We start from the raw sequence: 25,735 nt of genomic DNA on the forward strand, positions 1-25,735 counted from the left end.
GACCGGTGGAGAGCGACAGATGATCAGTGCCGAGCTGAACGACTTGATGACCCGCGTGGGCCCGGGTGCCCCGGCCGGAACGCTGCTGCGGCGCTACTGGCAGCCGGTGGCCCTCGTCGACGAACTGGCCGGGCCGCGGCCCGTGAAGGCCGTGCGGCTGCTCGGGCAGGACCTCGTGCTGTTCCGCGACGAACACGGACACCTGGGCCTGATGGACCGCGACTGCCCGCACCGCGGCGCCGACCTCGCGTACGGCCGCCTCGAAGGTGGCGGCCTGCGCTGCCCGTTCCACGGATGGCTGTTCGACAAGAGCGGCCAATGCCTCGAGACCCCGGCCGAACCCGCGGGCAGCAAGCTGTGCACGCGCATCCGCCAGGCGGCCTACCCCGTGGTCGAACGCAGCGGCATCGTGTTCGGCTACCTCGGCGACGGCGAGCCGCCGGCCTTCCCGGAGTTCGACTGCTTCGTGGCGCCCGACTCGCACACGTTCGCGTTCAAGGGGCTCTTCGACTGCAACTGGCTGCAGGCGCTCGAGGTGGGCATCGATCCGGCCCACGCGTCGTACCTGCACCGCTTCTTCCAGGACGAGGACACCTCGGAAAGCTACGGCAAGCAGTTCCGGGGCGCATCGGCCGACTCGTCGATGCCCATCACGCAGGTGCTCCGCGAGTACGACCGTCCCGAGATCCGGGTCCACCCCACCGACTACGGCATGCGCCTCACCGCACTGCGCCAGCTCAACGACCGCGACATGCACGTGCGGGTCACGAACGTCGTGTTCCCGCAGGCGTTCGTGATTCCGATGAGCTCGGAGATGACGATCTCGCAGTGGCACGTCCCGGTCGACGACACGAGCTGCTACTGGTATGCGATCTTCACGAGCTTCACCGGCCCGGTGGACAAGCAGCAGATGCGCGCCCAGCGCCTCGAACTCTACGAACTGCCCGACTACGTCCCGCGCAAGAACCGCGCGAACGGCTACGGCTACGACGTGCAGGAGCAGCTGACCGAAACCTACACCGGCATGGGCATGGACATCAACGTGCACGACCAGTGGGCGGTGGAGTCGCAGGGGCGCATCCAGGACCGCACGCGCGAGCACCTCGGCACCACCGACAAGGGGATCATCGCGTACCGCAAGCTGCTGGTGAAGGCGATCGAGGACACGCAGGCGGGTGAGTCCGCGCCGATGCTGATCCGCGCGGACGAGGCTGCGAACTTCAGCGGCCCGCCGTCCATCGACGGCATCGGCCTCGCCGAGAACCCCGATGCCTACTGGCGTGACGCCGACCTGGAGCGTCGCCGGAAGTCCGATTGGGCGTCGGCGCGCCTCGGCGCCTGAAGGGACATGCCATGAGCTTCGTCGAACGGCACGGCCTCTGGTCGGACGCGCAGCGGGATGCGGCCGCCGAGATCGCGGGCCGCATCGAGGCCGGCGACATCGAGGTGCTGCGTTTCGCGTTCCCCGACCAGCACGGCATCCTGCGGGGCAAGACGCTGATCGCGTCGGAGGCGGTGTCGTGCCTGTGGAACGGCGTGAACATGACCACCACGCTGCTCGCGAAGGACACGTCGCACAAGACCGTGTTCCCCGTCTTTTCGGCCGGTGGCGGCTTCGCGTTCGAGGGCATGCAGGGTGGGGCCGACTTCACCATCGTCGCCGACCCCACGACCTTCCGCATCCTGCCGTGGTCGCCGAAGACGGGCTGGGTGCTGTGCGACGCGATGATGGCCGACGGCCGGCCGTCGCCGCTCGGCACACGCCAGGTCCTGCAGCGCGCGGTGCGCCAGCTCGACACGCACGGCCTCGAGTTCGTGGCGGGGCTCGAGGTGGAGTTCCATGCGTTCCGGCTCGACCGCGAGAACCTCGCGCTCGCCGACTCAGGGCAGCCCGGCACGCCGCCCACGGTGTCGCTGCTGTCGCACGGCCACCAGTACCTCACCGAGCTGCGCTACGACCGCGTGGAGCCGCTGATGGAACTGCTGCGCACGAACCTGCAGGCGCTCGGCCTGCCGCTGCGTTCGCTCGAGGTGGAGTTCGGGCCGAGCCAGTTCGAGCTCACGTTCGGGCCCACGGCGGGCACGACCCCGGCCGACACGATGGTGCTGCTGCGCAGCGCGGTCAAGCAGATCTGCCAGCGCCACGGCTACCACGCGACCTTCATGTGCCGCCCGCGCATCCCGAACGTGATGTCGAGCGGCTGGCACCTGCACCAGTCGCTGCGCGAGCGCAGCACCGGTCGCAACGCCTTCGTGCCCACCGAACCGGGCGCGCCGCTCAGCCCGCTGGGCATGGCGTACCTGGGCGGGCTCAAGGCCCACGCGCGCGGCGCCGCGGCCCTCGCGAGCCCCACGGTCAACGGCTACCGCCGCTACCGCCCGATGTCCCTCGCGCCCGACCGCGCGAGCTGGGCGCGCGACAACCGCGGCGCGATGCTGCGGGTGCTCGGTGCGGTCGGCGATCCGGCCTCGCGCATCGAGAACCGCGTGGGCGAGCCCACCGCGAACCCGTACCTCTACCTCGCGTCGCAGCTCTTCTCCGGGCTCGACGGCATCGAGCGCCGGCTCGACCCGGGGCCGTCCGCCGATGCCCCGTACGAGACGCAGGCCGATCCGCTCCCGCGGTCACTCGGCGAGGCGATGCAGTGCCTGCGCGAGGACCCCGTCCTGCGCGAACAGCTGGGCCGCGGCTTCGTCGACTACCTGTGCCACATCAAGGACGCCGAGATCGCACGCTTCAACCTCGAGGTGACCGAATGGGAACACCGCGAGTACTTCGACCTGTTCTGACACCATGCCCGCCATCCACTACATCCTGAAGGACGGCGCGGTGCGCACCGTCGACGTCCGCGACGGCCTTTCCGTGATGGAGGCGGCGGTGCACGCGAACGTGCGGGGCATCGACGCCGAGTGCGGCGGCTCGTGCGCCTGCGCGACGTGCCATGTGTACGTCGCCGAAGCCGACCTGGACCGCCTGCCGCCTCCCGACGAACTCGAGGCCGAGATGCTCGACGCGGTGGCCGCCGAACGCCGCCCGACCAGCCGGCTCTCGTGCCAGATCATCATCGGCCCCGCGCTCGACGGCCTGACCGTCGAGGTGCCGGCCACGCAGTCGTGAGCGCACGCACGCTGGTGATCGCGGGGGCGTCGTGCGCGGGCGTGCAGCTCGCCGCGTCCGCGCGCGAGATGGGTTTCGACGGCCCCATCGTGATGGTGGGCGACGAACCGCACCTGCCGTACCAGCGGCCGCCGTTGTCGAAGGGTGTGCTGAATGGCCGGACCGCGGTCGACCAGATCGGCCTGCGTGGCCCGGCCTTCTACGACGAACAGCGCATCGAGCTGCTGCTGGGCCGCCGGGCGGTCGCGCTCGATGTCGCCGCGCGCCGTGTCACGCTCGACGACGGGTCGGCGCTGGCCTACGACCACCTCGCCATCACCACCGGCGCCCGGGCGCGTGTGCTGGCGTTGCCGGGTGCCGCGCTGGACGGGGTCTTGAGCCTGCGCTCGCTCGACGACGCGCTCCGAATCGCCGGGGAACTCGGCCGGGTGCGCCGCGTGTGCGTGATCGGCGGCGGGTTCATCGGCCTGGAGACCGCTTCGGCGCTGACGGCCCGTGGCATCCACGTCACGGTGGTCGAGACCCAGACGCGGCTGCTGCCGCGCAGCTTCACGCCGCGCCTGTCGAAGTACATCGCCGACGTGCACTGGCACCGCGGCGTGAACGTGCTGTGCGGGCGAGGGGTGCGCGCCTTCCTCGGCACGTCGCGGGTGGAAGCCGTCGAACTCGACGACGGCCACCGTGTCGAATGCGACCTGGTCGTCACCGGCATCGGCGTGATCCCGAACACCGAGTGGGCCCGTGCGGCCGGCCTGCCAGGCGACCGCGACGGGGCACTGCTCGTCGACACCCGGGGCCACACGCCCGTCCCCGGCGTGCTGGCCGCGGGCGACTGCGTGGCGATGCCGAGCCCGTTCACCGCCCGGCCAGGCCGGCCGGTGCGGCTCGAGTCCATCCAGGCCGCCAACGATGGCGCCCGTGCGGCCGCGGCCACGCTGGTGGGCCGCGATGCACCGTGCGTGGCGGTGCCGTGGTTCTGGAGCGAACAGCACGACCTCAAGCTGCAGATGACCGGCCTCGGCGAGGCCTCCGACACACTCGTGCTGCGCGGTCGTCCGGATGACCACCGCTTCACGGCGTTCCACCTGCGCGACGGCCGCGTCGCCGCAGCACACTCGGTGAACCGGCCGGCCGAACACCTGCTGAGCCGCAAACTCGTGGCGGCCGGCGTGGCGATCGATGCCGAACGGCTCGCCGACGAATCCTTCGACCTCAAGTCGACGCTCGCACCTGTCTGACGGTTCAGCAGCCCGCGCAGCCCCAATGGCCGCGCACCGCCTGGTGCAGCCGTTCGATGGCGGGCCGGTCCGGGGGCGACACCCGCTCCACCTCGCGCGCCTCGGCGAGCAGGGCCGCTTCGAGCGCCGGCAGGTCGACACGGCTGCAGGCAGCCTCGTGCACCACGGTGCGGCCCGCCACGACAAGCCGGTGCACGTCGCGCCGGGTTGCCCGCCCCACCAGCAGGTCCAGCAGTGCCGGCCGGTCGTCGGTGATGCGGTCGCGGGTCGAGTGGCGCGTGTCGAGCACGAGCAGGTCGGCGGGTGCACCTTCGGCCAGCACGCCCCCGCCGTCGGGGCCGGTGACGGTGGTGCGCCCGTGCACGCACGCGGCGCGGAAGAGGTCGGCGAAGGTGAAGCGCCCCCGACGGTCGCTCGCGGCCAGCAGGTGCCAGGCGAGGCGAAGTTCGCGCAGCATGTCCTCGTCGTCGTCGAGGCTCATGCCGTCGAGCCCGAGGCCGAAACACACGCCGGCGTCGAGCAGGCGGGTCCATGGCGGCACGCCCGAGCGGAGCCGCAGGTTCGACGAGACGTTCACGCTTATCGTCACGCCGCGCCGGGCCAGCAGCCGGCAGTCCGCATCGTCAAGCCAGACGGCGTGCGCGAGCGTGAGGCGCGGGCTCAGCAGCCCGATGTCGTCGAGGTGGTGCAGCAGGCCGCCCGGGTGTTCGGCGTCGGCCCACGCACGCTGGCGTTCCGTCTCGAAGAGGTGCATGTGCACGCACCGGCCGGTGTCGGCACTGGCGCGGGCGATGGCCGCGAGCGTGGTGTCGTCGACCCATTGCGGGCCCACCGGGCCGTACTGCACCGAAAAGCAATCGTGTTCCAGCCGCGCGATGGCGTCGACCAATGCGAAGTTCTCGGCCGTGGTGCGCGCGGGCGTGCGCATGCGCTTCACGCGTGCATGGTCCCCGTCGGGCAGGCGCGCGAGCAGTGGCTCGATCGGTCCGTACACCACGCCGTTGCGGCCGGCGAACGGCACCGCGAAGGCCACGCGCACGCCCACGTCGCGGGCCGCGCGGGACACCCCCTCGGCCTCCTTCAGAAGCGCCGTGCCGTCCTGCGTGTTGTGGCAGTGGTTCGCCACCGCGATGCCCCCTTCGGCCATGCGGGCGAAGCCCACCGCGGCGCGCAGGTAGGGATCCACGCGCGGCTCGTACGCCAGTTCGGGCAGCCACGTCTCGAGCGACTGGTCCCGCGCGCCGAAGGCGAGGGTGCGCAGGCCGCGGCCGTGGTCGTGCGCGTTGGCGAGTGCGGGCAGCGCGACGAGGTGGCGTGCGGCAGCGGGCACCTGCGGCAGCGCTTCGATGCGCGCGATGCGGCCCTCGCGCAGGTGCAGCCGAGACGGCCCGAGCGGCGCCTCGGCGCCGGGCCGCGCGAACACGTGCGCGACCTCGATCGTGTTGTTCACAACGCGGCCCAGCCGCCGTCCACCGGCAGGTCGACCCCGGTGATCTGGCGTGACACGTCGGACGCGAGGAACAGGCACGCATTTGCGACGTCGGTCACCGTGGTGATGCGGCGCAGCGCGTACTCCTCGGCGTGCCGCACCTCGGCCTGTGCCTCGTCGAGCCCGAACTTCGTCATCGCGTCGGGGATCCACTTCTTGCGGAAGCGTTCGTCGTCCACCATGCCCGGGGCCACGAAGTTGACGTTGATGTTGTGCGGGCCGGCCTCGATGGCGGCCGACTTGGTCACGCCGCGCAGGCCCCACTTCGAGGCCGAGTACGCCATGCGCCCGGCGCGGGCGCGCATGCCGTAGGTGCCACCCACGTTGACGATCTTCCCGTAGCGGCGCGCGATCATGCGCGGCAGCACCGCCCGCATCGTGTTGAAGCAGCCGAGCAGGTTCACCTGCATCGTGTGCTCGAACTCGTCGGGTGACGTGTTCCAGGTCGCGTCGCCGATGGGGCCGGTGTCGCTCGCCACGTTGATCAGTGCGTCGATCTGCCCGAAGTGCTGCACGGCCAGCTCGGCCATGCGGTCCGTCTCGGCCGGCTTCGTGATGTCGCAGCGCACCGGCAGCGCGAGGCCGCCGTTGCCCTCGGTCTTCATCGCGATGGCCTCGATGGCATCGAGGTCGCGGCTCGCGAGCACGAGTTTGCAGCCTTCCTTCGCGAACGCGAGGGTGATGGCCGGGCCGAGGCCCTTGGCCGGTCCGGTGATGACGACGACTTTGCCGCGCAAGCCGAGATCCATGGTCGATGCTCCCTGTTCGTGATGTGGTCCGCTGTTGTCCGACAACTGGCACCTCGCTTGCTTGAAGGAACCCGCGTCTGCCGCGTGAGTGCCCCTTCTGGTGCGTGTGTGCGGTGATCACGTTAGTGGATCGCCGTTCAGCTGTGGGGTGCCAAATTCGCGCGGGTGCGTTGACTTTCGTGTTCGAGGAGTACCCCGTGGCCTTGAGAAACATGCGCGTCTGGCGCTACCTGGAAGAAGTCGCCCGAGTCGGGTCCGTCCGGCAGGCCGCCGAACGGCTTCATGTCACCCCGTCGGCGCTGCTGCGCCGCATCCAGGACGTGGAGTCCGACCTCGGGGCCGCGCTCTTCGAGCGCACCTCCTCGGGGGTGCAGCTCACGGCCGCCGGCGAGATCTTCATCGGCTGGATCAAGAACCAGAACGCCGACCTGCGCCGCGTCTATTCGCAGATCGAGGCCTTGAACGGCCTGCGTCGCGGCGAGATCCGCATCGCGGTGAGTCAGGCGGTGGCGCGCGGCTTCCTGATGAAGGAGATGATCGAGTTCCGCGCTAAACACCCGCTCGTGAAGCTGTCGATCACGGTGTGCGACCACACCACGGCCATGCGCCACCTGCTCGCCTACGAGGCCGACCTGATCCTCGTGTTCCGGCCGCCGCATGCGGCCGAGCTGCAGCCGGTGATGTCGATCGGGCAGGGCATGGTGGCCGTGATGGCGCACGACCACCCGCTTGCCGCGAAGGCCCGCCTGCGCGTGCGCGACTGCCTGATGTACGACCTCGCGCTGCCCGAGCCGAGCTACTCGGGCCGCGAACTCATCGACCAGATCCTGGCCCGCGGCTCGGTGCAGCCGAACCCGGTGATCGAGTCGAACTCGTTCGACCTGCTGGCCGACATGGTCAAGGGCACCGAGGTCATCAGCTTCCAGGTCGACATCGGGGCGAGCCGCTGGCGCGAGGACCCCGAGCTCGCGGTGCGTCCCATCGACGAGGCCGACGGCGCCCATGGCCCGCTGGTGCTGGGCCAGCTCAAGGGCCGCACGCTGCCGCTGCCGGCCGCGCGGTTCGCCGAGCAGCTGGCGCGCCGGCTCGACGAGATGCGCTCGCTGCCGATGGACGAGGCCGCCGCGCGGGCGCTTCACACCGCCAAGGCGACACGGTCCAAGGCCACCGAGGCCGAGACCGAGGACGAACTCGACTGAGCGTTTCCGAAAGCGTGGCGAGGCCGCGCGGAAACGGCGACACGCGCCGGCCCGGGGCTGCCTAGGATGGGCCTTCGATCCACACGAAGGTCCGTGCCGTGTCCCCGTTCTGTTCCCATTGCCAGGAGGTCGGTGCCCTCGGCCGCCGCGGCTTCCTGACGTTCGGCGGTGCACTCGCCGCGGGCCTCGCCACCGACTTCGCCTGCGCGGCGCCGGCCGAGCCGTTCGATGCCCCGCTCGACGAACAGGCCGAGTGGGGCGACTCCCCCGTCGTGCTGACCCAGGGCACCAACCTCGCGATCGCACTGTCGCCGGACGGGCGCACGCTCGCGATGGACCTGCAGGGCCTGCTGTGGGCGCTGCCGCGCGAAGGGGGCCCCGCGCGCCGCCTCACCGGTTACCTGCACGACGTGGCCCGGCCCGACTGGTCGCCCGACGGCACCACGCTCGTGTTCCAGTCCTACCGCGACGGTAGCTTCCAGCTGTGGACGGTGGGCGCGGACGGGCGGGGCCTGCGCCAGCTCACGCGGGGCGAGGCGGACTGCCGCGAACCGCGCTGGTCGCCCGATGGCCGCGAGATCGCCTTCGCGACCGACCGCGACGGGCGGTACGCGGTGCACGCGCTCGACGTCGCGAGCGGCCGCACGCGGGTGCTGGCCGACACCGGTGGGCAGGACGCCGAACCCGTTTGGTCGCCCGACGGCGTCCGGGTCGCCTTCGCGAGCAGCGGCCGCATCCTGTCGGTCGGGGTGCTCGGCGAAGCGGTGTCCGGCGTGCGGGTCGAGGCCGAGGGGCCGGGGGCCAGCGCACCGGCCTGGTCGCCCGACGGCCGGCTGAGCTGGCGTTCGGTCGCCGGCACGCCGCGCGACATCCGCGAGAGCCGCCTCGTCGTGGCGGGCATTCCCGTCACCGACGTGGCCGAGGACGTGTTCCCGCTGCCCGCCGTCTGGCTGTCGAAGGACGAGCTGCTCTACACCGCCGATGGTGGCATCCACCACTGGCGCCGGGACCAGGGCCGCGTCGGCCGGGTGCCGTTCGCGGCCACGGTGCGGGTCACTGCGAACCGGCCCGCCGCACGGCGACGCCGCGATTTCGACAGTGCGGCGCCGCGGCGCGTGAGGGGGATCTCGTTCCCGGTGCTGTCGCCCGATGCGGGGCGGGTCGCGTTCACCGCACTGGGCCAGCTGTGGGTGCTGACCGTCGGGGACCCGCACCCGAGCCGCCTCACGTCGGACACGAGCGCGAAGCTCGGCCCCGCATGGTCGCCCGACGGGCGTTCGCTGGTGTACGCCTGCGACCGCGGCGGCTCGATGCAGCTGTGGCGCCTGGACGTGACGGGCGGCGAGGCCCGCCAGCTCACCTTCGCTGACAAGCCGCTGAAGCAGGCGGCCTGGTCGCCCGATGGCCGCACCATCGCCTGCGCGAGCGAGGACGGCTGGCTGTGCCTCGTCGATCCGGACTCCGGTGTGCTGCGCCGCGTGGCGCGGCAGACCGTGTGGTCGGGGCGGCCGAGCTGGTCGCCCGACGGCAGCCGGCTCGCGCTCGCCGCGGTGCGGCCGCTGTCCGCGCGGTACCGCGAGAGTTTCACCGCGATCCTCGTCGTGCACCTCGCCACCGGCGCGATGCGCTACCAGCTGCCCGCGCCCGGGACCTCGCTCGACGTGCGCAACGTCAACGGCCCGCTGTGGTCGGCCGACGGACGCCACTTCATCTACACGCTCGGCGGCACGCCGTGGCGCTCGCCCATCGAGGCCGATGGCACGCTGCGCGGCGCCCCCGAACCGCTGGGCGACGACACGGCCGACGCCCTCAGCCAGAGTGGGGACGGGAAACACCTGCTCTACCTGTCGAACGGCACGCTGCGCCTGCGCGACCTGGTGTCGGGCACCACCCGCGACGTGCCGTTCGGCCTGCGCTGGCAGGTCGCGCGCCCGGAGGGCGTGACGGTGGTGCACGCCGGCCGCCTGTGGGACGGCGTGGCCGACACGTGGCGCACCGACGTCGACGTGGTGATCCATGGCCACCGCATCGCGGTCGTCGAGCCGCACCGTGCCCACCGGCCCGGGGTGCGTTGGATCGACGCGAGTTCGCAGACGGTGATGCCCGGCCTCGTCGACATGCACACCCACCGCGAGATGGGCATCCAGTTCGGTGCACGCGAGCCGCGCCTCTTCCTCGCCTACGGCATCACCACGACGCGGGGCCTGAGCGACAACGCCTACCTCGCGCTCGAGAACAAGGAGTCGGTCGACTCGGGCCGCCGCGTGGGCCCGCGGCATTTCGGCACGGGCGAGGCGCTCGACGGGGCCCGCGTGTTCTACGACGGCATGCACCCGGTGCGCGATGCATCGCAGCTGGTGCGCGAGTTCGAGCGCGCCCGCGCGCTCGACTACGACCTGCTCAAGACCTATGTGCGCCTGCCGCTCGACCTGCAGGCACGGGCCGTGCGCATCGCGCAGCGTCTGGGTGTTCCGATCACCTCGCACTACCTGTTCCCGGCCGTGGCCTTCGGCGCGCCGGGGCACGAGCACATGGGGGGCACGAGTCGCTTCGGCTACTCGCGCACGGGCAGCATGCTCGGCGTGGGCTACCAGGACGTCGTCGCGATTGCCGGCGCGAGCCGCAGCTTCCGCGTGCCGACGATCTTCGGGCTCGAGGGATTGCTCGGCGACACGCCGGACGAGGTGCTCGCCGATCCCCGCGTGCAGGTGCTGATGCCGCCCGACGAACGCGCGCCGCTCGAACGCGCTGCGCGCGGCGGCCCGAGCCGGCCGGTGCGGATGGTGGTCAACCAGGTCAAGACGATCCTCGCGCAGCAGGCCGCGGGCGTGACCATCGTGTGCGGCAGCGACTTCCCGATCGTGGCGCCGGGCCTGAGCCTGCACCTGAACCTGCGGGCGATGGTGAAACACGGCATGCGGCCGGTGGACGCGCTGCGCACCGCCACAGCGAACGCCGGCCGGGTGCTGGGGCACGACGTCGGGACTCTTGTGCGGGGACAACTCGCCGACCTCGTGTGTGTCGACGGCAATCCGCTCGAGGACATCGGCGATGCGTCGCGGGTGCGGCGCGTGATGGTGGGTGGGGTGGACCACACCGTGGCGGACCTCGTCGCGCCGTTCGGGGCGCTGTCTCCGACGCCGGCGGTGGCACGGACGGCCCGCCCGCTGGCCGCGGACGAACCGTGGTGGCACGACCCGCACTGGGTGGCGCAGGTGAGGGAGGGATGCTGCCTGCCGATGGTGTGACCACCGGCCGGCGTGGGAGGGTCAGCCGACCAGCCCCGCCTTGCGGTCCGCGGCCAGGGCCGACGGGTCGCGCGCGGCCGGATTCCCCAGCCCCGCACCGCCCGGCAGTTCGAGCACCAGCCGGTCGCCGGCCGGGATGACTTGCAAGCCCTTGGCGCGCAGCGGCGCGCCGGACCCCAGCCGCACGACCCCGGCCGCACCGTCACCACCGCCCGACCGGCCCTTCGCCGGCGTGGCCACCCGCTCGTACATCGCCAGCACCTCGAACGCGCTGCCGTCCCGCGTGCCCACCTCGACCGTCTGGCCGAGTCCGCCGCGGTGCCGTCCCGCGCCGCCGCTGTCCGGCCGCAGTTCCTTCTTCCAGATCACGATGGGCGCACCGTGTTCGGTCACTTCGACCGGCATCGCGCGCACGCCGCTCGGGAACGCGGTGGCGTCGAGGCCGTCCTGCCCGGGGCGGGCGCCGGCACCGCCGCTGTTGAAGAACACGGTGTCGAACGTGGCCGCCGCCGAGCTCGGCACACGCCCGCGCAGCTGCACGCTCCACAGACACGACGATCCCTCCGCCGGCACGCGGTCCGGCAGCGCCTGGTCGAGGCAACCGAGCACCACGTCGGGCAGCATCTGGCCGATCACGTGGCGCGCGGCGACGGGCGAGGGGCGCTGCGCGTTGAGGATGGAGCCCTCCGGCGCGTGCACGACGAACGGAAGCAGCGCGCCGTGGTTGTTGGGCACCTCGGGCGAGATCAGGCACTTGAGCCCGAACACCGTGTACGCACGGCAGTAGTTCATCACCACGTTGATGCCTTGCGGCACCGCGCCGTCGGTGCCGGCGTAGTCGACGGTCACGGTTTCGCCGTCGACGGTCAGCGCGGCGCGCAGCGTGATCGGGTGGTCGTAGCCGTCGATCACGAGTTCGCTCGTCCACGTGCCCTTCGGCAGCGCCGCGATGCGCTCGCGCGTGGCGGCCAGGGACTGCGCGAGGATGTAGTCGCCGAGGGCGTCGAGGCTCTCCTGGCCGAACTCCTTCAGCATGGCGACCAGGCGGCGGGCGCCCGTGTCGTTGCTCGCGATGTACGAGAGCACGTCGCCCTCGACCTGCAGCGGCGTGCGCACGTTCTGCTTCAGGATCGCGAGCAGGTCCTCGTTGATGCGGCCACGCGACGCGAGTTTCATCAGCGGGATCTGCAGGCCCTCCTCGTAGATCGAGCGGCCGTCGGGCCCCTGGCCCAGGCCGCCGATGTCGAGCTGGTGGCAGCAGCAGCCGAGCAGGCCCACCACCCGGCCGCCGGTCACCACCGGGCTCACGACGGTGATGTCGTGCAGGTGCCCCGCGGTCAGCCACGGGTCGTTGGTGATGTAGTGGTCACCCTCGGCCATTGTGTCGATGGGGAAGCGGGCGAGGAAGTGGCGCACGCCCTCGGCCATCGAGTTCACGTGGCCGGGGGTGCCGGTCACGGCCTCGGCGATCAGGCGGCCCCGGGTGTCGAAGACGGCGGCGGACAGGTCGCCGGCGTCGCGCACCGTGGTCGAGAACGCCGTGCGCATCAGCGCCTGGGCGGCCTCCTCGACGACGGAGATCAGGCGGGTCCACATCACCTGCAGCCGCAGGTCCTGGAGCGTGTCGTGGGGGGATGGAGCGGTCATCGGAGGCTTTCAGTTCGTCACGCCGCGAGGCGGCGGGTCATCACGATGTAGCCGTGGCCGTCGATGTGGGCATCGAACGACGGCGACACGACGGTGGTGGTCTCATCCTCGACGATCAGCGCCGGTCCGGCGAGCCGGTGGCCCGGCCGCAGGTCGGTGCGGCGGTACAGCGCGTGGCGCCGCACCTCGCCGAGGCCGGGGTCCAGCACCTCGCGGTGGGCATGGGGCGTGGCCGTGAAGGGTTTCGTCGGGTCGGCCACGGGTTCGGGCGGCGGCAGCACGGTGGCCACGGACACGCGCCATGTCAGCACCTCGATGGGCAGCTTCACCGCGAGGCCGCCGTAGTGGGCGCGGTAGGCGGTTTCGAAGGACTCGGTCAGTGTCTGCGCATCCGCCGCCTCCAGCGTGCGGGCGGGCACGTCGATCGCGATCTCGTGGCCCTGGCCGCGGTAGCGGGCGAACGCGGTGCAGCGCACGGCGCGGGGCGCGGCCGCGTCGCCGTGGCGCACGATCGCATGGGCCTCGGCGGTCATGGTCGACAGCAGCGTGTTGACCGCGTCCACGTCGAACGTGTCCAGCGCCTGGTGCAGGCTGCGGGCGATCTCGTAGGCGATCGGGGCGTTGAGGAAGCCGACGGCCGAACCGACGCCCGCGCTGCGCGGGATCACGACCTCGTCGAGGCCCAGCTTCTCGGCCACGCGCGCCGCGTGCAGTGGCGCGCAGCCGCCGAACGCGACCAGTGTGCGCCGGTCCAGCGTGAGGCCGAGTTCCACCGCGTGGACCCGCGCGGCGCTGGCCATCGCCTCGTCGACGATCTCGCTGATGCCGAGCGCGCGGGTCGCCGCGTCGGCCTGGCGCAGGCCGGGCAGCGCGAGCAGCGCGCGTTCGCACGCGGCGGTGTCTAGGGGCAGCTTGCCACCCGCGAAGGCATCCGGGGCGATGCGCCCGAGCATCAGGTCGGCGTCGGTCACGGTGGGTTCGGTGCCACCCCGCCCGTAGCAGGCCGGCCCGGGTTCGGACGCCGCGCTCTTCGGGCCCACCGTGAGGCGGCCCGCGCCGTCGATGCGGGCGATGGAGCCGCCGCCCGCGCCGATCTCCACCATCTCGACGACGGGGATGCGCAGCGGCAGCCCGCTGCCCTTGCGGAAGCGGTGAACACGCGCCACCTCGAACACCTGCGAACTCTGTGGCCGGCCGTCGTCGATGTAGCAGATCTTCGCGGTGGTACCGCCCACGTCCAGCGCGAGCATGCGCGAGATGCCGCGTTCGGCCGCGACCCCCGCGGCGAACAGCGCGCCGCCGGCAGGGCCCGATTCGACGAGCCGCACCGGGAACTTCGCGGCGGTCTCCACCGTGGTGAGCCCGCCCGACGACAGCATCAGGAACAGCGGGCAGCCGAAGCCGAGCGCGCGCAGCTTCGCGTCGAGGCGGCCGAGGTAGCTCGCGACGATGGGCTGCACGTACGCATTGGCGGCCGTCGTCGAGAAGCGCTCGTACTCGCGCATCTCGGGGGACACCTCGCTCGACAGCGAGATCGTCACGCCCGGCAGCGCTTCGCGCAGCAGTTCGCCGGCCCGCTGCTCGTGGACCGGGTTCACGTAGCTGTGCAGGAACGCCACCGCCACGCTCTCCACGCCTTGCGCCTTGAAGAGCGTCGCGGCCTCGCGTACCGCCGATTCGTCCAGCGGCAGCAGTTCGGTGCCGTCGGCCGCGAGGCGCTCGCGCACCGTCACGCGCAGGTCGCGCGGCACGAGCGCGGGGGGCTTGTCCATCGCGATGTCGTACTGGTCGAAGCGGCTTTCGGTGCCCATCTCCAGCACGTCGCGGAAGCCCTCGGTGGTCAGCAGCGCGGTCTTCGCGCCGCGCCGTTCGATCAGCGCGTTGGTGGCGAGCGTCGTGCCGTGCACGACGAGGCCCACGTCGCCGGCGGTCAGGCCGGCCTCCGCGAGCAGGACCGCGATGCCGTCGAGCAGCGCGCGTTCGGGGGCGTCGTAGGTGGTCAGCACCTTCGTCGAGTGGCGCTTCGTCGGCGTCTCCAGCACCACGTCGGTGAAGGTGCCGCCGATGTCTGCGCCGATGCGGGCGAGGCCCCTGGCCGTCGTCGTGGGGTTCACGTCAGGCTCCGGTCAGAGGAAATCGCCGGGCGACTTCTCGAGCCGGGCGTAGAAGCGCTTCAGGTGGGTCGCCACGTGCACGGGCTCGAAGTTCGCGACACCGCCGTCGCGCGCGACCAGCTCGGGAAGCGGGGCGACGATGGTGTCGCGGTCCGGGTTCAGGAAGAAGGGGATCGAGAAGCGCTCGACCCCCGCCTTGTTGCGCACGCGGTGGAAGTTCGAGATGAACTTGCCGTTCGACCACCACATCATCATGTCGCCGATGTTGATGGTGTACGCGCCCGGCACCGGCGGTGCCGAGATCCACGTGCCGTCGCGGCGCTTGACCTCGAGGCCGCCCACCGAGTCCTGCGCGAGGATGGTCAGCGGCCCTTCGTCGGTGTGCGACACGGTGTTCGACACCTCGACGTCGGACCCCTCGGGGATCGGGATGTAGTACAGCAGGCTCAGCTGGCAGATGGGCAGGTCGAAGTAGCCGTCGAAGGTGTCCTCGGCCACGTCGAGGCCGATCGCGAAGGCACGCAGCAGGTCGCGCGACAGCGCGAGCATCGCCGCGTAGTGGGTCTCGCAGGCGTCGCGGAACGCCGGCATGTCTTCCGGCCAGCGGTTCGGGCGGTTGAAGATCGGGTCCGGGTTCGGCACGTCGGGGAAGTCGGCCTGGATGCGGTACTGCTCGAAGAGGCGGCTGTTGCGGTCGAGCGCGCCCTCGCGCTTGGGCATCGGGATCCAGCCGCGGTACCACTGCAGCGTGGCGGCCGACGCGCGGCGCTCCTCGACGGGACGGTGGAAGAACGCCTTCGACTGGTCGAATGTGTCGCCGAGCACCTTCGGCGGCACGTCGTGCCCCTTCAGGTAGAAGAACCCGATCTCGGTGCAGGCGCGCGCGATCTCCGCGGCCACGGCGCGCTTGCCGGCCTCGCCGCCATGGCGGAACGGCGAGAAGTCGATGATGGGGATCTCGGCGAGGTCGACCGTCTTCGCGACGATGCGGTCCTCCACGCCTTCGGTGCTGCGGCTCATGGGAACGGGTCCTTTCAGTGTCGGGGGCGTGCCGGCTTCGCGGGGCGGTGCGGCGGCATCTGGAACGTCACGGTACCGGCAAGGTCCTTCGGGCGGGCTGCCTTTTGCGTCACCGCGGCTTGCGCAAACGGCTACAGGCGGCGCGCCCGTTCGTGGGCAAGATGAAGGCTCAACAACCCCACGACCCCGATGCCTACGAGTCTTCCGTCCGCCGCGAGAGTGAACCGGCGTGGTGCGCTGGCCGCGCTCGGCGCACTGCCGCTGCTCGGGATGGGTGCGCTGTCCGTCAACGTGCTCGCGCCCGGCGCCGCACCCGCTTCACGAGGTCTCATGAAATTCGAACACCAGCTCGGCTGGGTCAAGGGCATCCAGTTCGGCGGCTACCTGGCCGCGCTGGACCGGGGCGACCTCGCGCGCGAAGGGCTCGACGTCGACATGGTGGCCGGCGGCCCCGGCACCGACTACCGCACGCTGGTGTCGAGCGGCCGCGCGCTGGTCAGCGAGAGCAACGTGGCCGGCATGATCGACGGCGCGCTGCGCGGCCAGCCGCTGGTGGCGTTCGCCGCGGTGATGCAGCGCGACCCCGGCGCCATCATGAGTCCGGCCGACCGGCCCATCCGCACGGTGCACGACATGGTCGGCAAGACGCTCGGCGTGCCCAACAGCGTGCGCGCGCAGCTGCTGCCGCTGATCCGCCGCGCGGGCATCGACCCCGAGAGCGTGCGCCTCGTGCCGGTGGGCAGCGACCCGTCGCTGCTGGCGTCCGGCCAGGTGGACGGCTACTACAGCTGGTCCACCACCGCCGTGCCGGCCCTGCGCAAGATCGGGTTCGAGCCGCACTGGCTGCACGTGTCGGACCTGGGCGTGCCCGGCTACGGCCAGGTGCTGATCGCGCGCCGCGACACCTTCGAGCAGCAGCGCGACGTGCTGGTGCGCTACACCCGCGCGCTGATGCGTGGCTGGCGCTGGGTCGTCGACCACCCGGCCGAGGCGGCCGAACTGATCGTGCGCAAGTACGCCCCGCCGGGCACGGACCTGACTGAACAACTGGGCCAGGCCGAGATGATGCGCGACTACATCCTGGCCGGCGACGCGCGGCGGCACGGCCTGCTGTGGATCGACCCGGGGGTGTTCGAGAAGGCCGTGGCGCTCGGGCGCGAGGCGGGCAGCGTGCCGGCCGACGCGGTGGTGGACGTCTCGCGCCTCGTCACGCAGGACATCGTGAAGGCCGCCACGGCGTGATCCCGATGCCCCCGGTGACATTCCCGCACCGCCGCGCGAACCAAACGGCACCCCGGCGGCGGGCGGCCTTCGGTAGCCTGATCTCACCCTCCGACACGCGCCCCTGACGCGCGCCAGCCGAAAGCGATCCCGATGTCCGGCCTTTCCATCCAGAACGTTTCCAAGTCCTTCGCGCTCGACGGCCAGGCCGTGCCCGCGCTGTCGGGCGTGAGTCTCGACCTCGAGCCGGGCCAGTTCGGCGCGCTGATTGGGCCGTCGGGCTGCGGCAAGTCGACACTGCTGCGCATGGTGGCCGACGTGTTCGCCCCCACCGACGGCCGCATCACGATCGACGGCGCGCCCACGCAGCAGGCGCGGCGCGACCACCAGATCGGCTTCGTGTTCCAGGAGGCCACGCTGCTGCCGTGGCGCAGCGTGCTCGAGAACGTGCGCCTGCCGCTCGAGGTGCTCGGCCGCGACGGCCCGCCGGCCGCGCGGTCGCCGGAGGAGCTGGTGCGGCTCGTGGGCCTGTCCGGCTACGAACACGCGTGGCCGTCGCAGCTGTCGGGTGGCATGCAGCAGCGCTGCGCGATCGCGCGGGCGCTGGTGGCCTCGCCGAAGATCCTGCTGCTCGACGAACCCTTTGGCGCGCTCGACGAGGTGATGCGGTACCGCATGAACTTCGAGCTGCTGCGCATCCGCGCGGAGACGCAGACCACGGCGCTGATGGTCACGCACTCGATCGAGGAGGCGGTGCTGATGGCCGACCGCATCTTCGTGTTCGCCGCGAAACCCGGCCGCATCGTCGAGCGGGTCGAGGTCGACCTGCCACGCCCGCGCCGCCTGACGACGATGGACGATCCGCGGTTCAACGCGACCGTCGACCGCGTGCGCCGCGCGCTGTTCGGCCAGCTGCCCCACGCGCTCGACCACGAGATCGCCCATGCCTGACGTCTTCGGCTCCTGGGCCCGGCGCGGGCTGCCGCCGCTCGCGGTGTTCGGCGTGCTGCTCGCCGGCATCGAGGCCTGGGTGGGGGCCGGCCGGGCGCCGATGACCATCCCGCGCCCGAGCGACGTCGCCGCGCTGCTGTGGGCCGAACACGCGGCGCTGCTGCACCAGCTCGGCATCACGCTGCTGACGGCGGGCCTCGGCTTCGGGCTCGCGCTGCTGGCAGCTCTGGCGATCGGCTTCGCTGTGTACGCCTGGCCGCGCACCGAAACGCCGGTGCTCACCGCGGGGGCCGTGTTGAGCAGCATCCCGATGATCGCCATCGCGCCCATCCTGAGCGTCTGGCTCGGCCTGTCCATCGGCACCCGCGTGCTGATCACCGTGGTGATCTGCGTGTTCCCGCTGCTGGTGTCGGTGGTGCAGGGGTTGCGCGAGAGCAAGGCCACCGAGCAGGAACTCTTCACCGTGCTGGCCGCGTCGCCGCTGCAGCGCTTCCGCCTGCTCGCGCTGCCGAGCGCCGTGCCGCTGCTGTTCGTGGGCCTGAAGATCGCCGCGCCGCTGGCCGTGCTGGGCGCGCTGATCGGTGAATGGAACGGGGCCGAGACCGGCCTCGGTGTCGTGATGCTGAACGCGATGTTCGGCCTGCAGGTGCAGCGCCTGTGGGCCACCGTGCTGATCGCTTGCGCCGTGTCGTCGCTCGCGTACGCCTACATCTGCCTGATGGAACGGGTGGCCGGCTTCGACCGCAGCGCCCCGGGAGCCGCATGAACCCCGCCGAGATCTCGATCCCCGACGCCGCGGTCGCAGCGTCCACGCCCCGTGTCCGCCGCGGCCTGCCGCTGGCCGGCGCCGCCGTGCTGAGCGCGCAGCGCCTGGCCGGCTACGTGGCCGTGGTCGCCGTGGTGGCGCTGCTGTGGCAGCTCGCCATCTGGCTGTTCGACGTGCCGCCGTACCTGCTCCCGAGCCCGGCCGACGCGGGCGCGGCCCTGGTGGCCCACGCCGGCGAGGTGGGCGAGGCCGCGTGGCTCACCGTGCAGAGCACGGTGATCGGCATGCTGGTGGCCACCGTGGTGGCCGTGCTGTTCGCACTGGTGTTCATCGCCTCGCCCTCCCTCGACGCGGCGCTGATGCCGCTGATCGTGTTCGTGCGCACCGTGCCGATGATCGCGATCGCACCGGTGCTCGTGCTGATCTTCGGCCGCGACCGCTGGAACGGCGTCGGCATGGTGGCGCTGCTGTCGTTCTTCCAGATCATGCTGGCCGCCCGCAAGGGCTTCGAGGCGCCCACCCGCCACATGCTCGAGCTGATGCACTGCTGCGGCGCGGGCTTCTGGCAGACCCTCTTCAAGCTGCGCCTCCCGTGTGCGCTGACCCACCTCTTCACAGGCCTGCGCATCGCCTCGGCCTCGGCCATCCTGTGCGCGATGTTCGCCGAGTGGCTTTCGGGCGCGCCCGGCCTCGGCAGCCTGATCCTCGACGCCAACTCGCGCCAGCACTTCGCGCTGATGTGGGCCGCCGTGGGCGCGGGCACGACGGTGTCGTACCTCTTCTTCACCTTCACGATCGCGCTCGAACGTGCGGTCAAGGACTGGAACCACTGACCATGGATGCGTTGAAAGGCAAGGTGGTGTTCGCCACCGGCGCCACCAAGGGACTCGGTGCGGAGCTGGCGCTCGCGATGGCGCGCGAAGGCGCCCACGTGGCCGTCGTCGGGCGCGACACCGACGCGGGCGAGACCGTGGCTGCCGCGGTGCGCGCCACCGGCAGCGAGGCGCTCGTGCTGCAAGCCGACGTGACGGACGGCGCCGCGCTGGACACCGCCGCGCGCCAGGCACGCGACCACTTCGGCCGCGTCGACCGCCTGCTGTGCACCGCCGGTGTGGGCAGCCCGCGGCAGCCCGTGTGGGCCGGCACCGCGGAGGACTACCACGCCTGCTTCGACATCAACGTGCTCGGCGTGATGCTGGCGATGCGTGCGGTGATGCCGCTGCTGATCGAGCAGCGCGACGGGCGGGTGGTCGTGATCGGCGGCACCTACGGCCACAAGGGCGTGGCCGATGCTTCGATCTACGCCGCGTCGAAGTGGGCCGTGCGCGGCCTCGTCAAGTCGGCCGCGCTCGAGGCCGGGCCACACAACGTGACGGTCAACGTCGTGGCGCCGGGCGGCATCGCCGGGCCGCGGCTGAAGCGCCTCTTCGAAGCCTCCGCGTTGCGCGAAGGCGTTCCCTACGAAACCGTGCTGCGGCGTTTCACGTCGAAGTCGGCGCTCGGCCGCCTGGTCAGCGGCGACGACGTGGCGCACGCGGTGATCCACCTCTTCGGCGACGGCGGCCGGCTCATCACGGGCCAGGACATCGTCGTCGACGCCGGAACCCTCGTCTGAACTCCCGATGAACACCGACACTCTCGCCCCCGACACCCAGCTCGTGCACCTGGGCCGCGACCCCGCCGCCAACCACGGCATCGTCAACCCGCCCGTCTACCACGCGTCCACCTTCATCTTCGAGTCCGTGGCGCAGTTGCTGGAGACCCGCCGCGACCGCGCGAGCGGCGCCTTTGAGCAGTTCACGTACGGCCGCGAGGGCACGCCGACGACCCGTGCGCTCGAGGATGCCGTCACGAAACTCGAAGGCGGCTACCGCGCCGTGGTCACGTCGTGCGGCCTCGGCGCCATCTGCGCGTCGCTCACCGCGTTCCTGTCCGCGGGCGACCACCTGCTGATCGTCGACAGCCTGTACGGCCCGGTGCGCCAGTTCTGCGACGAGTTCCTCGTCAAGTTCGGTGTCGAGGTCTCGTACTACGACCCGCTGATCGGCAGCGACATCGCCCACCTCGTGAAGACGAACACGAAGGTGATCTACCTCGAGTCCCCGTGTTCGCTGACCTTCGAGATGACCGACGTGCCGGCCATCACGAAGGTGGCCCGCGCCCGCGGCATCACGACGATCATGGACAACACGTGGGCGTCGCCGCTGTGCTTCAAGCCGTTGTCGCACGGCGTCGACGTCTCGATCCACGCGGCCACGAAATACATCTCGGGCCACTCCGACCTGATGCTCGGCATCGCGGTGTGCAACGAGGCGTCGTTCGTCCCGGTCAAGAAGACGGCGTCCGCGTCCGGCTACTGCGGCGGCCCCGACGACATCTATCTCGCGCTGCGCGGGCTGCGCACGCTGGGCATCCGCATCGCGCGGCACCAGGAGACGGCCACCGCGATCGCCCGGTGGCTGCAGCGCCGCCCCGAGGTCTCGCGTGTGATGTACCCGGCGCTCCCCGACGACCCGGGCCACGCGATCTGGAAGCGCGACTTCACCGGCGCGAGTGGGCTGTTCGGCGCCGTGCTGAAGCCGTGCAGCGAGGTGCAGTTCGCAGCGATGCTCGACCACATGGAACTGTTCCCGATGGGCTACTCGTGGGGCGGTTTCGAAAGCCTCGCGGTGCCCACGTACCCGGCCACGCTGCGCAGCGCGCGGCCGTGGACGGAGAAGGGGCCGTCGTTGCGGCTGCACGCCGGCCTGGAAGACCCCGACGACCTGATCCGCGACCTGGAGCGCGGCTTCGCGCGCCTGGTGGCGGCGCGCTGAGGAGTCCGCGATGAACCTCGACCCCGCAACCGACCGCCACCCATTCCTCGACGGGCTTCCCAAGCGCATGCTGATCGGCGACCGCTGGGTGGCCGCCGCGTCGGGGAAAACCTTCGAGACCCGCAACCCGGCGACCGGCGAGGTGCTCGCATCGGTGCCCGAGGGCGATGCCGAGGACGTCGATCGCGCGGTGGCCGCCGCACGCGCCGCGTTCGAAGGCCCGTGGCGCCGCCTCAAGCCCGACGAGCGCCAGGCGCTGATGTTCCGTTTCGCCGACCTCGTCGACGCGCACTGGGACGAACTCGCCTGGCTCGACACGCTCGACATGGGGGCGCCCATCCGCCACACGCGAGGCAGCCGACGCCACCTCGTCGGCCTCATGCGCTGGTTCGCCGGCCAGGCCACCGCGATCTACGGCCAGACGGCCGACACGTCGATGAACGGCAGCATGTTCGCCGCGACGCTGAAGGAGCCCGTGGGTGTGGTCGGATCCATCATCCCGTGGAACGGGCCGCTGTGGGCGATGGTGTTCAAGACCGCGCCGGTGCTCGCCACCGGCTGCACCCTGGTGCTCAAGCCGGCCGAGGACGCGCCGCTCACGCCGCTGCGCTTCGCCGAACTGGCGCTCGAGGCGGGCATTCCGCCCGGCGTCATCAACATCGTCACCGGCTTCGGGCACGGCGCGGGGGCGGCCATCGCGGCGCACCCGGGCATCGACAAGGTGTCCTTCACCGGATCGGTCGCCACGGGCCAGGCCATCGTGCGGGCGTCGGCCGGCAACCTCAAGCGGCTGTCGCTCGAACTGGGTGGCAAGTCGCCGCACATCCTGTTCGACGACGCGGACCTCGAACGCGCCGCGCCGGCCGCGGCGATGGGTGTCTTTGCGAACGCGGGCCAGATCTGCACCGCGGGCACCCGCGTGTTTGTGCAGCGGGGCATCTACGACCGGGTGGTCGAGGCGATGGCGAAGGTGGGCGATGGCCTGCGGGTGGGGGCCGGCACCGACCCCGACAGCGACATCGGCCCGCTCGTGTCGCCCCGCCAGCTCGACCGGGTGCTCGGCTACGTGGGATCGGCCCACGAGGACGGCGCGCGGCTCGTGACCGGCGGCACGCGGTTCACCGACGCTGCCCGGGCGGCGGGAAACTTCGTCTCGCCCACGGTGTTCGCCGACGTGTCGGACCCCATGCGCATCGCCCGCGAGGAAATCTTCGGTCCGGTGGCCTCCGTGATGCCGTTCGACACGCTCGACGAGGTGGTGCAGCGCGCGAACGACTCGCCGTTCGGCCTCGGTGCGGGGGTGTGGACACGCGACGTGGGCCGTGCGCACGCGATCGCGCGGCGCCTGCAGTCCGGCTCGGTCTGGGTCAATTGCTACAACCAGATGGACCCGTCGATGCCGTTCGGCGGCGTGAAGATGAGCGGCTACGGACGCGAGTCGGGGCCGCAGCAGCTCGACGAGTACCTGCACGTGAAGGGGTTGTGGATCCAGCACGACTGAGCCGGGCGAGACTCCCTCGAACCACGGGCCGTGCGGCAGCGCACGGCCCGTTTTTCATGGGTTCGTCGCCGACCCGCGTTGCCGTTTTGTCTCGCGCCCTCCGCGAAAGCCGTGTGCCGCACGCGCGTCACGCGGTACCGGGGCCGACGTAGCGCTTAACGCAACGAGCGCCGACGAAAAAGGCAATTCTGGCGAACGCGGCTTCTCGATAAATTGACTTCGCCCTCTTGCAACGGACCTCCGCCGTCGCTCCCAACGACTTCAGCAGCCATCGAAAGCCCCTTCATGAAAAGCCCCTTCATCGCCACCGTCCTGGCCGCTGCGGCCGCCGCTGCGGTCGCGCAGACCGCAGCGCCCGCACCCGCCAGCACGGACAAGACCGACATCGGCCGTGTGAGCGCATCCGGCGCGTCGAACGCGAACCCGCTCGAGACGCCGTCGGCGACGGGCGTGACGCGCAAGGAGATCGGCGGCGGCCTGATGGTCGACGAGAACGTCTCGAAGACGAAAAGCTCGGTCACGCGCGACTTCATCCAGAAGCAGGCCCCGACCGCCGACGTCTTCCAGCTGCTGAAGTACTCGCCGGGTTCCACGTCGGCCACCAGCGACGCCTGGGGCCTGAGCCCGGGCGTGATCTCGGTGCGCGGCATGGACGGGGGCCAGATGGGCTTCAACTTCGAAGGCATGCCGCTCAGCGTGGCGTCGAACTGGTCGGTGTTCCCAGGCCAGTACATCGACACCGAGAACACCGACGTCGTCACGCTGAACCAGGGGTCCGCCGACCTCGCGTCGCCGAACGTCACCGCCACGGGTGGCATCGTCGACATCTTCCTGCACACGCCCTCGAAGAAGCCGGGCGGCCTGCTGACGCTGGCCGTGGGTTCCGACAACGCCCGCCGCTTTTTTCTCCGCGGTGAAACCGGCGAGATCGGCGAGAGCGGTTTCCGCGCGTTCGGCTCCATCTCCGAGATCGACGCCGACCACTTCCGCGGCCCGGGCAAGGACCGCAAGCAGCACCTGGCCGTGGGCGCCGTGCAGGAGTGGGGCGGCGGCAGCCGCACCAAGCTCGCGCTGACGTACTCGAAGTTCATGCGCGACGTCTACAAGAACCCGACGCTGGCCCAGTGGAACAACGGTGGCATGGACGGTGCGGCCTCGAACTACGACGCGACCTACACCCCCGGCAGCCTGACCTACTACCGCATGCTGCAGAACCCGTGGGAGAACCTGCTGGTTTCGGCACCCACCGACCTGCGTGTGAACGAGAAGCTGTCGTTCAACGTCACGCCGTACCTGTACTACGGCTTCGGCGGCTCCGGCTCGGCCGGGTCGCTCAACGAATCGTCGGTGGCCTGGGGCAACACGGTGGGACCGGTGGACCTCAACGGCAACGGCACCACCACCGACACCGGCGTCACGTTCTACAACCCGATCCTCGAGAAGAACATCCGCACCGGCGTGACCTTCAAGGGCAACTACCAGCTCGACAACCACGCGCTGGTGGCGGGCGTGTGGATGCAGCACTCGCGCGACCAGCTCTACCGCCCGTACAGCCGCATGAACGCCGACGGCACGCCGGCCGACATGAGCGGCACCTCGTCGTTGATCACGACGGGCTCCGGCCACGTCGTGGAGCAGTGGAACCAGGACACCCACGACAACTTCTACGCGCTGTTCGCCGGCGACACCATCAGCCTGATGGAAGACCGCCTCGCGATCGACGTGGGCGTGAAGAAGATGTGGCTGCAGCGCGAGGGCTACAACCGCGTGCCGAGCGACGTCGCGTACACGCAGGCGCAGAACAACCCGGTGCTGCCCACCGCAGCCATCCGCTTCAAGCTCGACGACGTGAACTCGGTGTTCGGCAGCATCACGAAGGGCTACCGCATCCTGCCGGCCGGCGCGCTCTACCCGCGCTACAACGCGTCCACCGGCGCGCAGACCACCCGCGCGAACCCCGACCAGGCCTCGGAGGAGTCGCTCGCGCTCGAGGCCGGCTACCGTTACCAGGGGCCCCAGGTCAGCCTGTCGACATCGGTGTTCAGCTACGACTTCAAGAACCGGCAGATCTCGGCCCAGGTGTGCGACCCGGGCTGCGTGAGCTCGCCGATCAACGGCGGCAAGCAGAGCGCGTACGGCATCGACTTCGAGGCCGGCCTGCGCCCGTACATGAACTTCCGGCCGTACGCCTCGCTCGAGCTGATGAAGACGAAGGTGGAGTCGGACATCCCGGTGTCGGGCGACTTCCTGCCCACCACCGGCAAGGAAGCCGTGCGCGCGCCGAAGGTGCAGGCCGCCGTCGCGGTCGACTACGACAACGGCTCCTTCTTCGGCAACCTGGGCGTGAAGTACGTCGGCAAGCAGTACGCCACCTTCATGAACGACCAGGAGATCCCGGGCTACGCCACCGTCGACATGGCGCTCGGCTACCGCTTCGCGCTGCCGGCCTCGTCGGGTTTCACGAAGCCGGAAGTGCGCTTGAACCTGATGAACATCGGCGACCGCAAGTACCTGTCGGGGGTCAACAGCCCGACCACCAACGCGACCGCCACCACCGGCGTCAACGGCGCCACGATCGCCGCGTCCCAGCCCACCTACCTGGTGGCCAACCCCTTCGCCGCGATGCTGACCTTCGCGGTCGGCTTCTGAGGAACCCCC

Annotated in this window: 19 protein-coding genes; 14 read left to right on the plus strand and 5 right to left on the minus strand. The window is 71.1% G+C overall.

Going from position 1 to position 25,735, the window contains the following annotated elements; all coding sequences use genetic code 11:
* Positions 1-19: 19 nt before the first annotated feature.
* Genes A4W93_RS01680 through A4W93_RS01695 form a run of 4 tightly spaced genes read left to right on the plus strand, consistent with a single transcriptional unit; the run spans position 20 to position 4,356 of the window.
* Positions 20-1,342 (plus strand): aromatic ring-hydroxylating dioxygenase subunit alpha, encoded by a 1,323-nt coding sequence (locus A4W93_RS01680; RefSeq protein ID WP_085748963.1) that lies wholly within the window; start codon positions 20-22, stop codon positions 1,340-1,342.
* An 11-nt stretch (positions 1,343-1,353) separates the two neighbouring features.
* Complete coding sequence (locus A4W93_RS01685; RefSeq protein WP_085754003.1) at positions 1,354-2,790, plus strand: glutamine synthetase family protein; 1,437 nt, start codon at positions 1,354-1,356, stop codon at positions 2,788-2,790.
* 4 nt (positions 2,791-2,794) lie between these two features.
* Positions 2,795-3,118, plus strand: a complete 324-nt coding sequence (locus A4W93_RS01690) for a 2Fe-2S iron-sulfur cluster-binding protein (protein ID WP_085748964.1) — start codon at positions 2,795-2,797, stop codon at positions 3,116-3,118.
* Positions 3,115-4,356, plus strand: a complete 1,242-nt coding sequence (locus A4W93_RS01695) for an NAD(P)/FAD-dependent oxidoreductase (protein ID WP_237357663.1) — start codon at positions 3,115-3,117, stop codon at positions 4,354-4,356. The genes A4W93_RS01690 and A4W93_RS01695 overlap by 4 nt, the downstream gene beginning before the upstream one ends.
* A gap of 4 nt (positions 4,357-4,360) precedes the next feature.
* Here the strand turns inward: A4W93_RS01695 and A4W93_RS01700 are convergent, their stop codons facing one another.
* Positions 4,361-5,806, minus strand: a complete 1,446-nt coding sequence (locus A4W93_RS01700; protein WP_085748965.1) for an amidohydrolase family protein — start codon at positions 5,804-5,806, stop codon at positions 4,361-4,363.
* Complete coding sequence (locus A4W93_RS01705; RefSeq protein ID WP_085748966.1) at positions 5,803-6,594, minus strand: SDR family NAD(P)-dependent oxidoreductase; 792 nt, start codon at positions 6,592-6,594, stop codon at positions 5,803-5,805. Before A4W93_RS01705 ends, A4W93_RS01700 begins: the two co-directional genes overlap by 4 nt.
* A gap of 197 nt (positions 6,595-6,791) precedes the next feature.
* Between A4W93_RS01705 and A4W93_RS01710 the strand changes: the two genes are divergently transcribed.
* Positions 6,792-7,793, plus strand: a complete 1,002-nt coding sequence (locus tag A4W93_RS01710) for a LysR family transcriptional regulator (protein WP_218919183.1) — start codon at positions 6,792-6,794, stop codon at positions 7,791-7,793.
* 98 nt (positions 7,794-7,891) lie between these two features.
* Positions 7,892-11,041, plus strand: coding sequence for an amidohydrolase family protein (locus A4W93_RS01715; protein ID WP_085748968.1), 3,150 nt, complete (start codon positions 7,892-7,894; stop codon positions 11,039-11,041).
* A 21-nt stretch (positions 11,042-11,062) separates the two neighbouring features.
* On the opposite strand, the gene A4W93_RS01720 is transcribed toward A4W93_RS01715, so the two are convergent.
* From A4W93_RS01720 to A4W93_RS01730, 3 genes are read right to left on the minus strand one after another with little or no spacing between them, the layout of a single operon-like run.
* A complete protein-coding gene (locus tag A4W93_RS01720; protein WP_085748969.1) occupies positions 11,063-12,688 on the minus strand; it encodes a hydantoinase B/oxoprolinase family protein in 1,626 nt (541 codons plus the stop codon).
* Positions 12,689-12,705: 17 nt separating this feature from the next.
* On the minus strand, positions 12,706-14,802 hold the full coding sequence (locus A4W93_RS01725; RefSeq protein WP_085748970.1) for a hydantoinase/oxoprolinase family protein: 2,097 nt from the start codon (positions 14,800-14,802) through the stop codon (positions 12,706-12,708).
* 12 nt (positions 14,803-14,814) lie between these two features.
* Positions 14,815-15,822 carry an isopenicillin N synthase family dioxygenase gene (locus A4W93_RS01730; protein WP_085748971.1) on the minus strand — a complete coding sequence of 336 codons (1,008 nt, stop codon included), beginning with the start codon at positions 15,820-15,822 and terminating at the stop codon, positions 14,815-14,817.
* A 330-nt stretch (positions 15,823-16,152) separates the two neighbouring features.
* On the opposite strand from A4W93_RS01730, the gene A4W93_RS01735 reads away from it, so the two are divergent.
* From A4W93_RS01735 to A4W93_RS01770, 8 genes are all read left to right on the plus strand, one after another.
* Positions 16,153-17,064 carry an ABC transporter substrate-binding protein gene (locus A4W93_RS01735; protein WP_169726496.1) on the plus strand — a complete coding sequence of 304 codons (912 nt, stop codon included), beginning with the start codon at positions 16,153-16,155 and terminating at the stop codon, positions 17,062-17,064.
* Positions 17,065-17,196: 132 nt separating this feature from the next.
* The gene (locus A4W93_RS01740) at positions 17,197-17,994 is read left to right on the plus strand and encodes an ABC transporter ATP-binding protein (protein WP_085748973.1); all 798 of its coding nucleotides are present in this window, start codon (positions 17,197-17,199) and stop codon (positions 17,992-17,994) included.
* Entirely contained in the window at positions 17,987-18,760 is a 774-nt protein-coding gene (locus A4W93_RS01745) for an ABC transporter permease (protein WP_085748974.1), read from the plus strand. Before A4W93_RS01740 ends, A4W93_RS01745 begins: the two co-directional genes overlap by 8 nt.
* Positions 18,757-19,593 (plus strand): ABC transporter permease, encoded by an 837-nt coding sequence (locus A4W93_RS01750; RefSeq protein WP_085748975.1) that lies wholly within the window; start codon positions 18,757-18,759, stop codon positions 19,591-19,593. The genes A4W93_RS01745 and A4W93_RS01750 overlap by 4 nt, the downstream gene beginning before the upstream one ends.
* Before the next feature lie 2 nt (positions 19,594-19,595).
* Entirely contained in the window at positions 19,596-20,375 is a 780-nt protein-coding gene (locus A4W93_RS01755; RefSeq protein ID WP_085748976.1) for an SDR family NAD(P)-dependent oxidoreductase, read from the plus strand.
* 7 nt (positions 20,376-20,382) lie between these two features.
* Positions 20,383-21,576 carry a cystathionine beta-lyase gene (gene metC / locus A4W93_RS01760; RefSeq protein ID WP_085748977.1) on the plus strand — a complete coding sequence of 398 codons (1,194 nt, stop codon included), beginning with the start codon at positions 20,383-20,385 and terminating at the stop codon, positions 21,574-21,576.
* Positions 21,577-21,586: 10 nt separating this feature from the next.
* Positions 21,587-23,077, plus strand: coding sequence for an aldehyde dehydrogenase family protein (locus A4W93_RS01765; protein ID WP_085748978.1), 1,491 nt, complete (start codon positions 21,587-21,589; stop codon positions 23,075-23,077).
* Positions 23,078-23,362: 285 nt separating this feature from the next.
* Complete coding sequence (locus tag A4W93_RS01770; protein ID WP_085748979.1) at positions 23,363-25,726, plus strand: TonB-dependent receptor; 2,364 nt, start codon at positions 23,363-23,365, stop codon at positions 25,724-25,726.
* Positions 25,727-25,735 lie beyond the last annotated feature (9 nt).

Origin of the sequence: Piscinibacter gummiphilus (assembly GCF_002116905.1) — a bacterium.
Lineage (GTDB): Bacteria > Pseudomonadota > Gammaproteobacteria > Burkholderiales > Burkholderiaceae_C > Rhizobacter > Rhizobacter gummiphilus.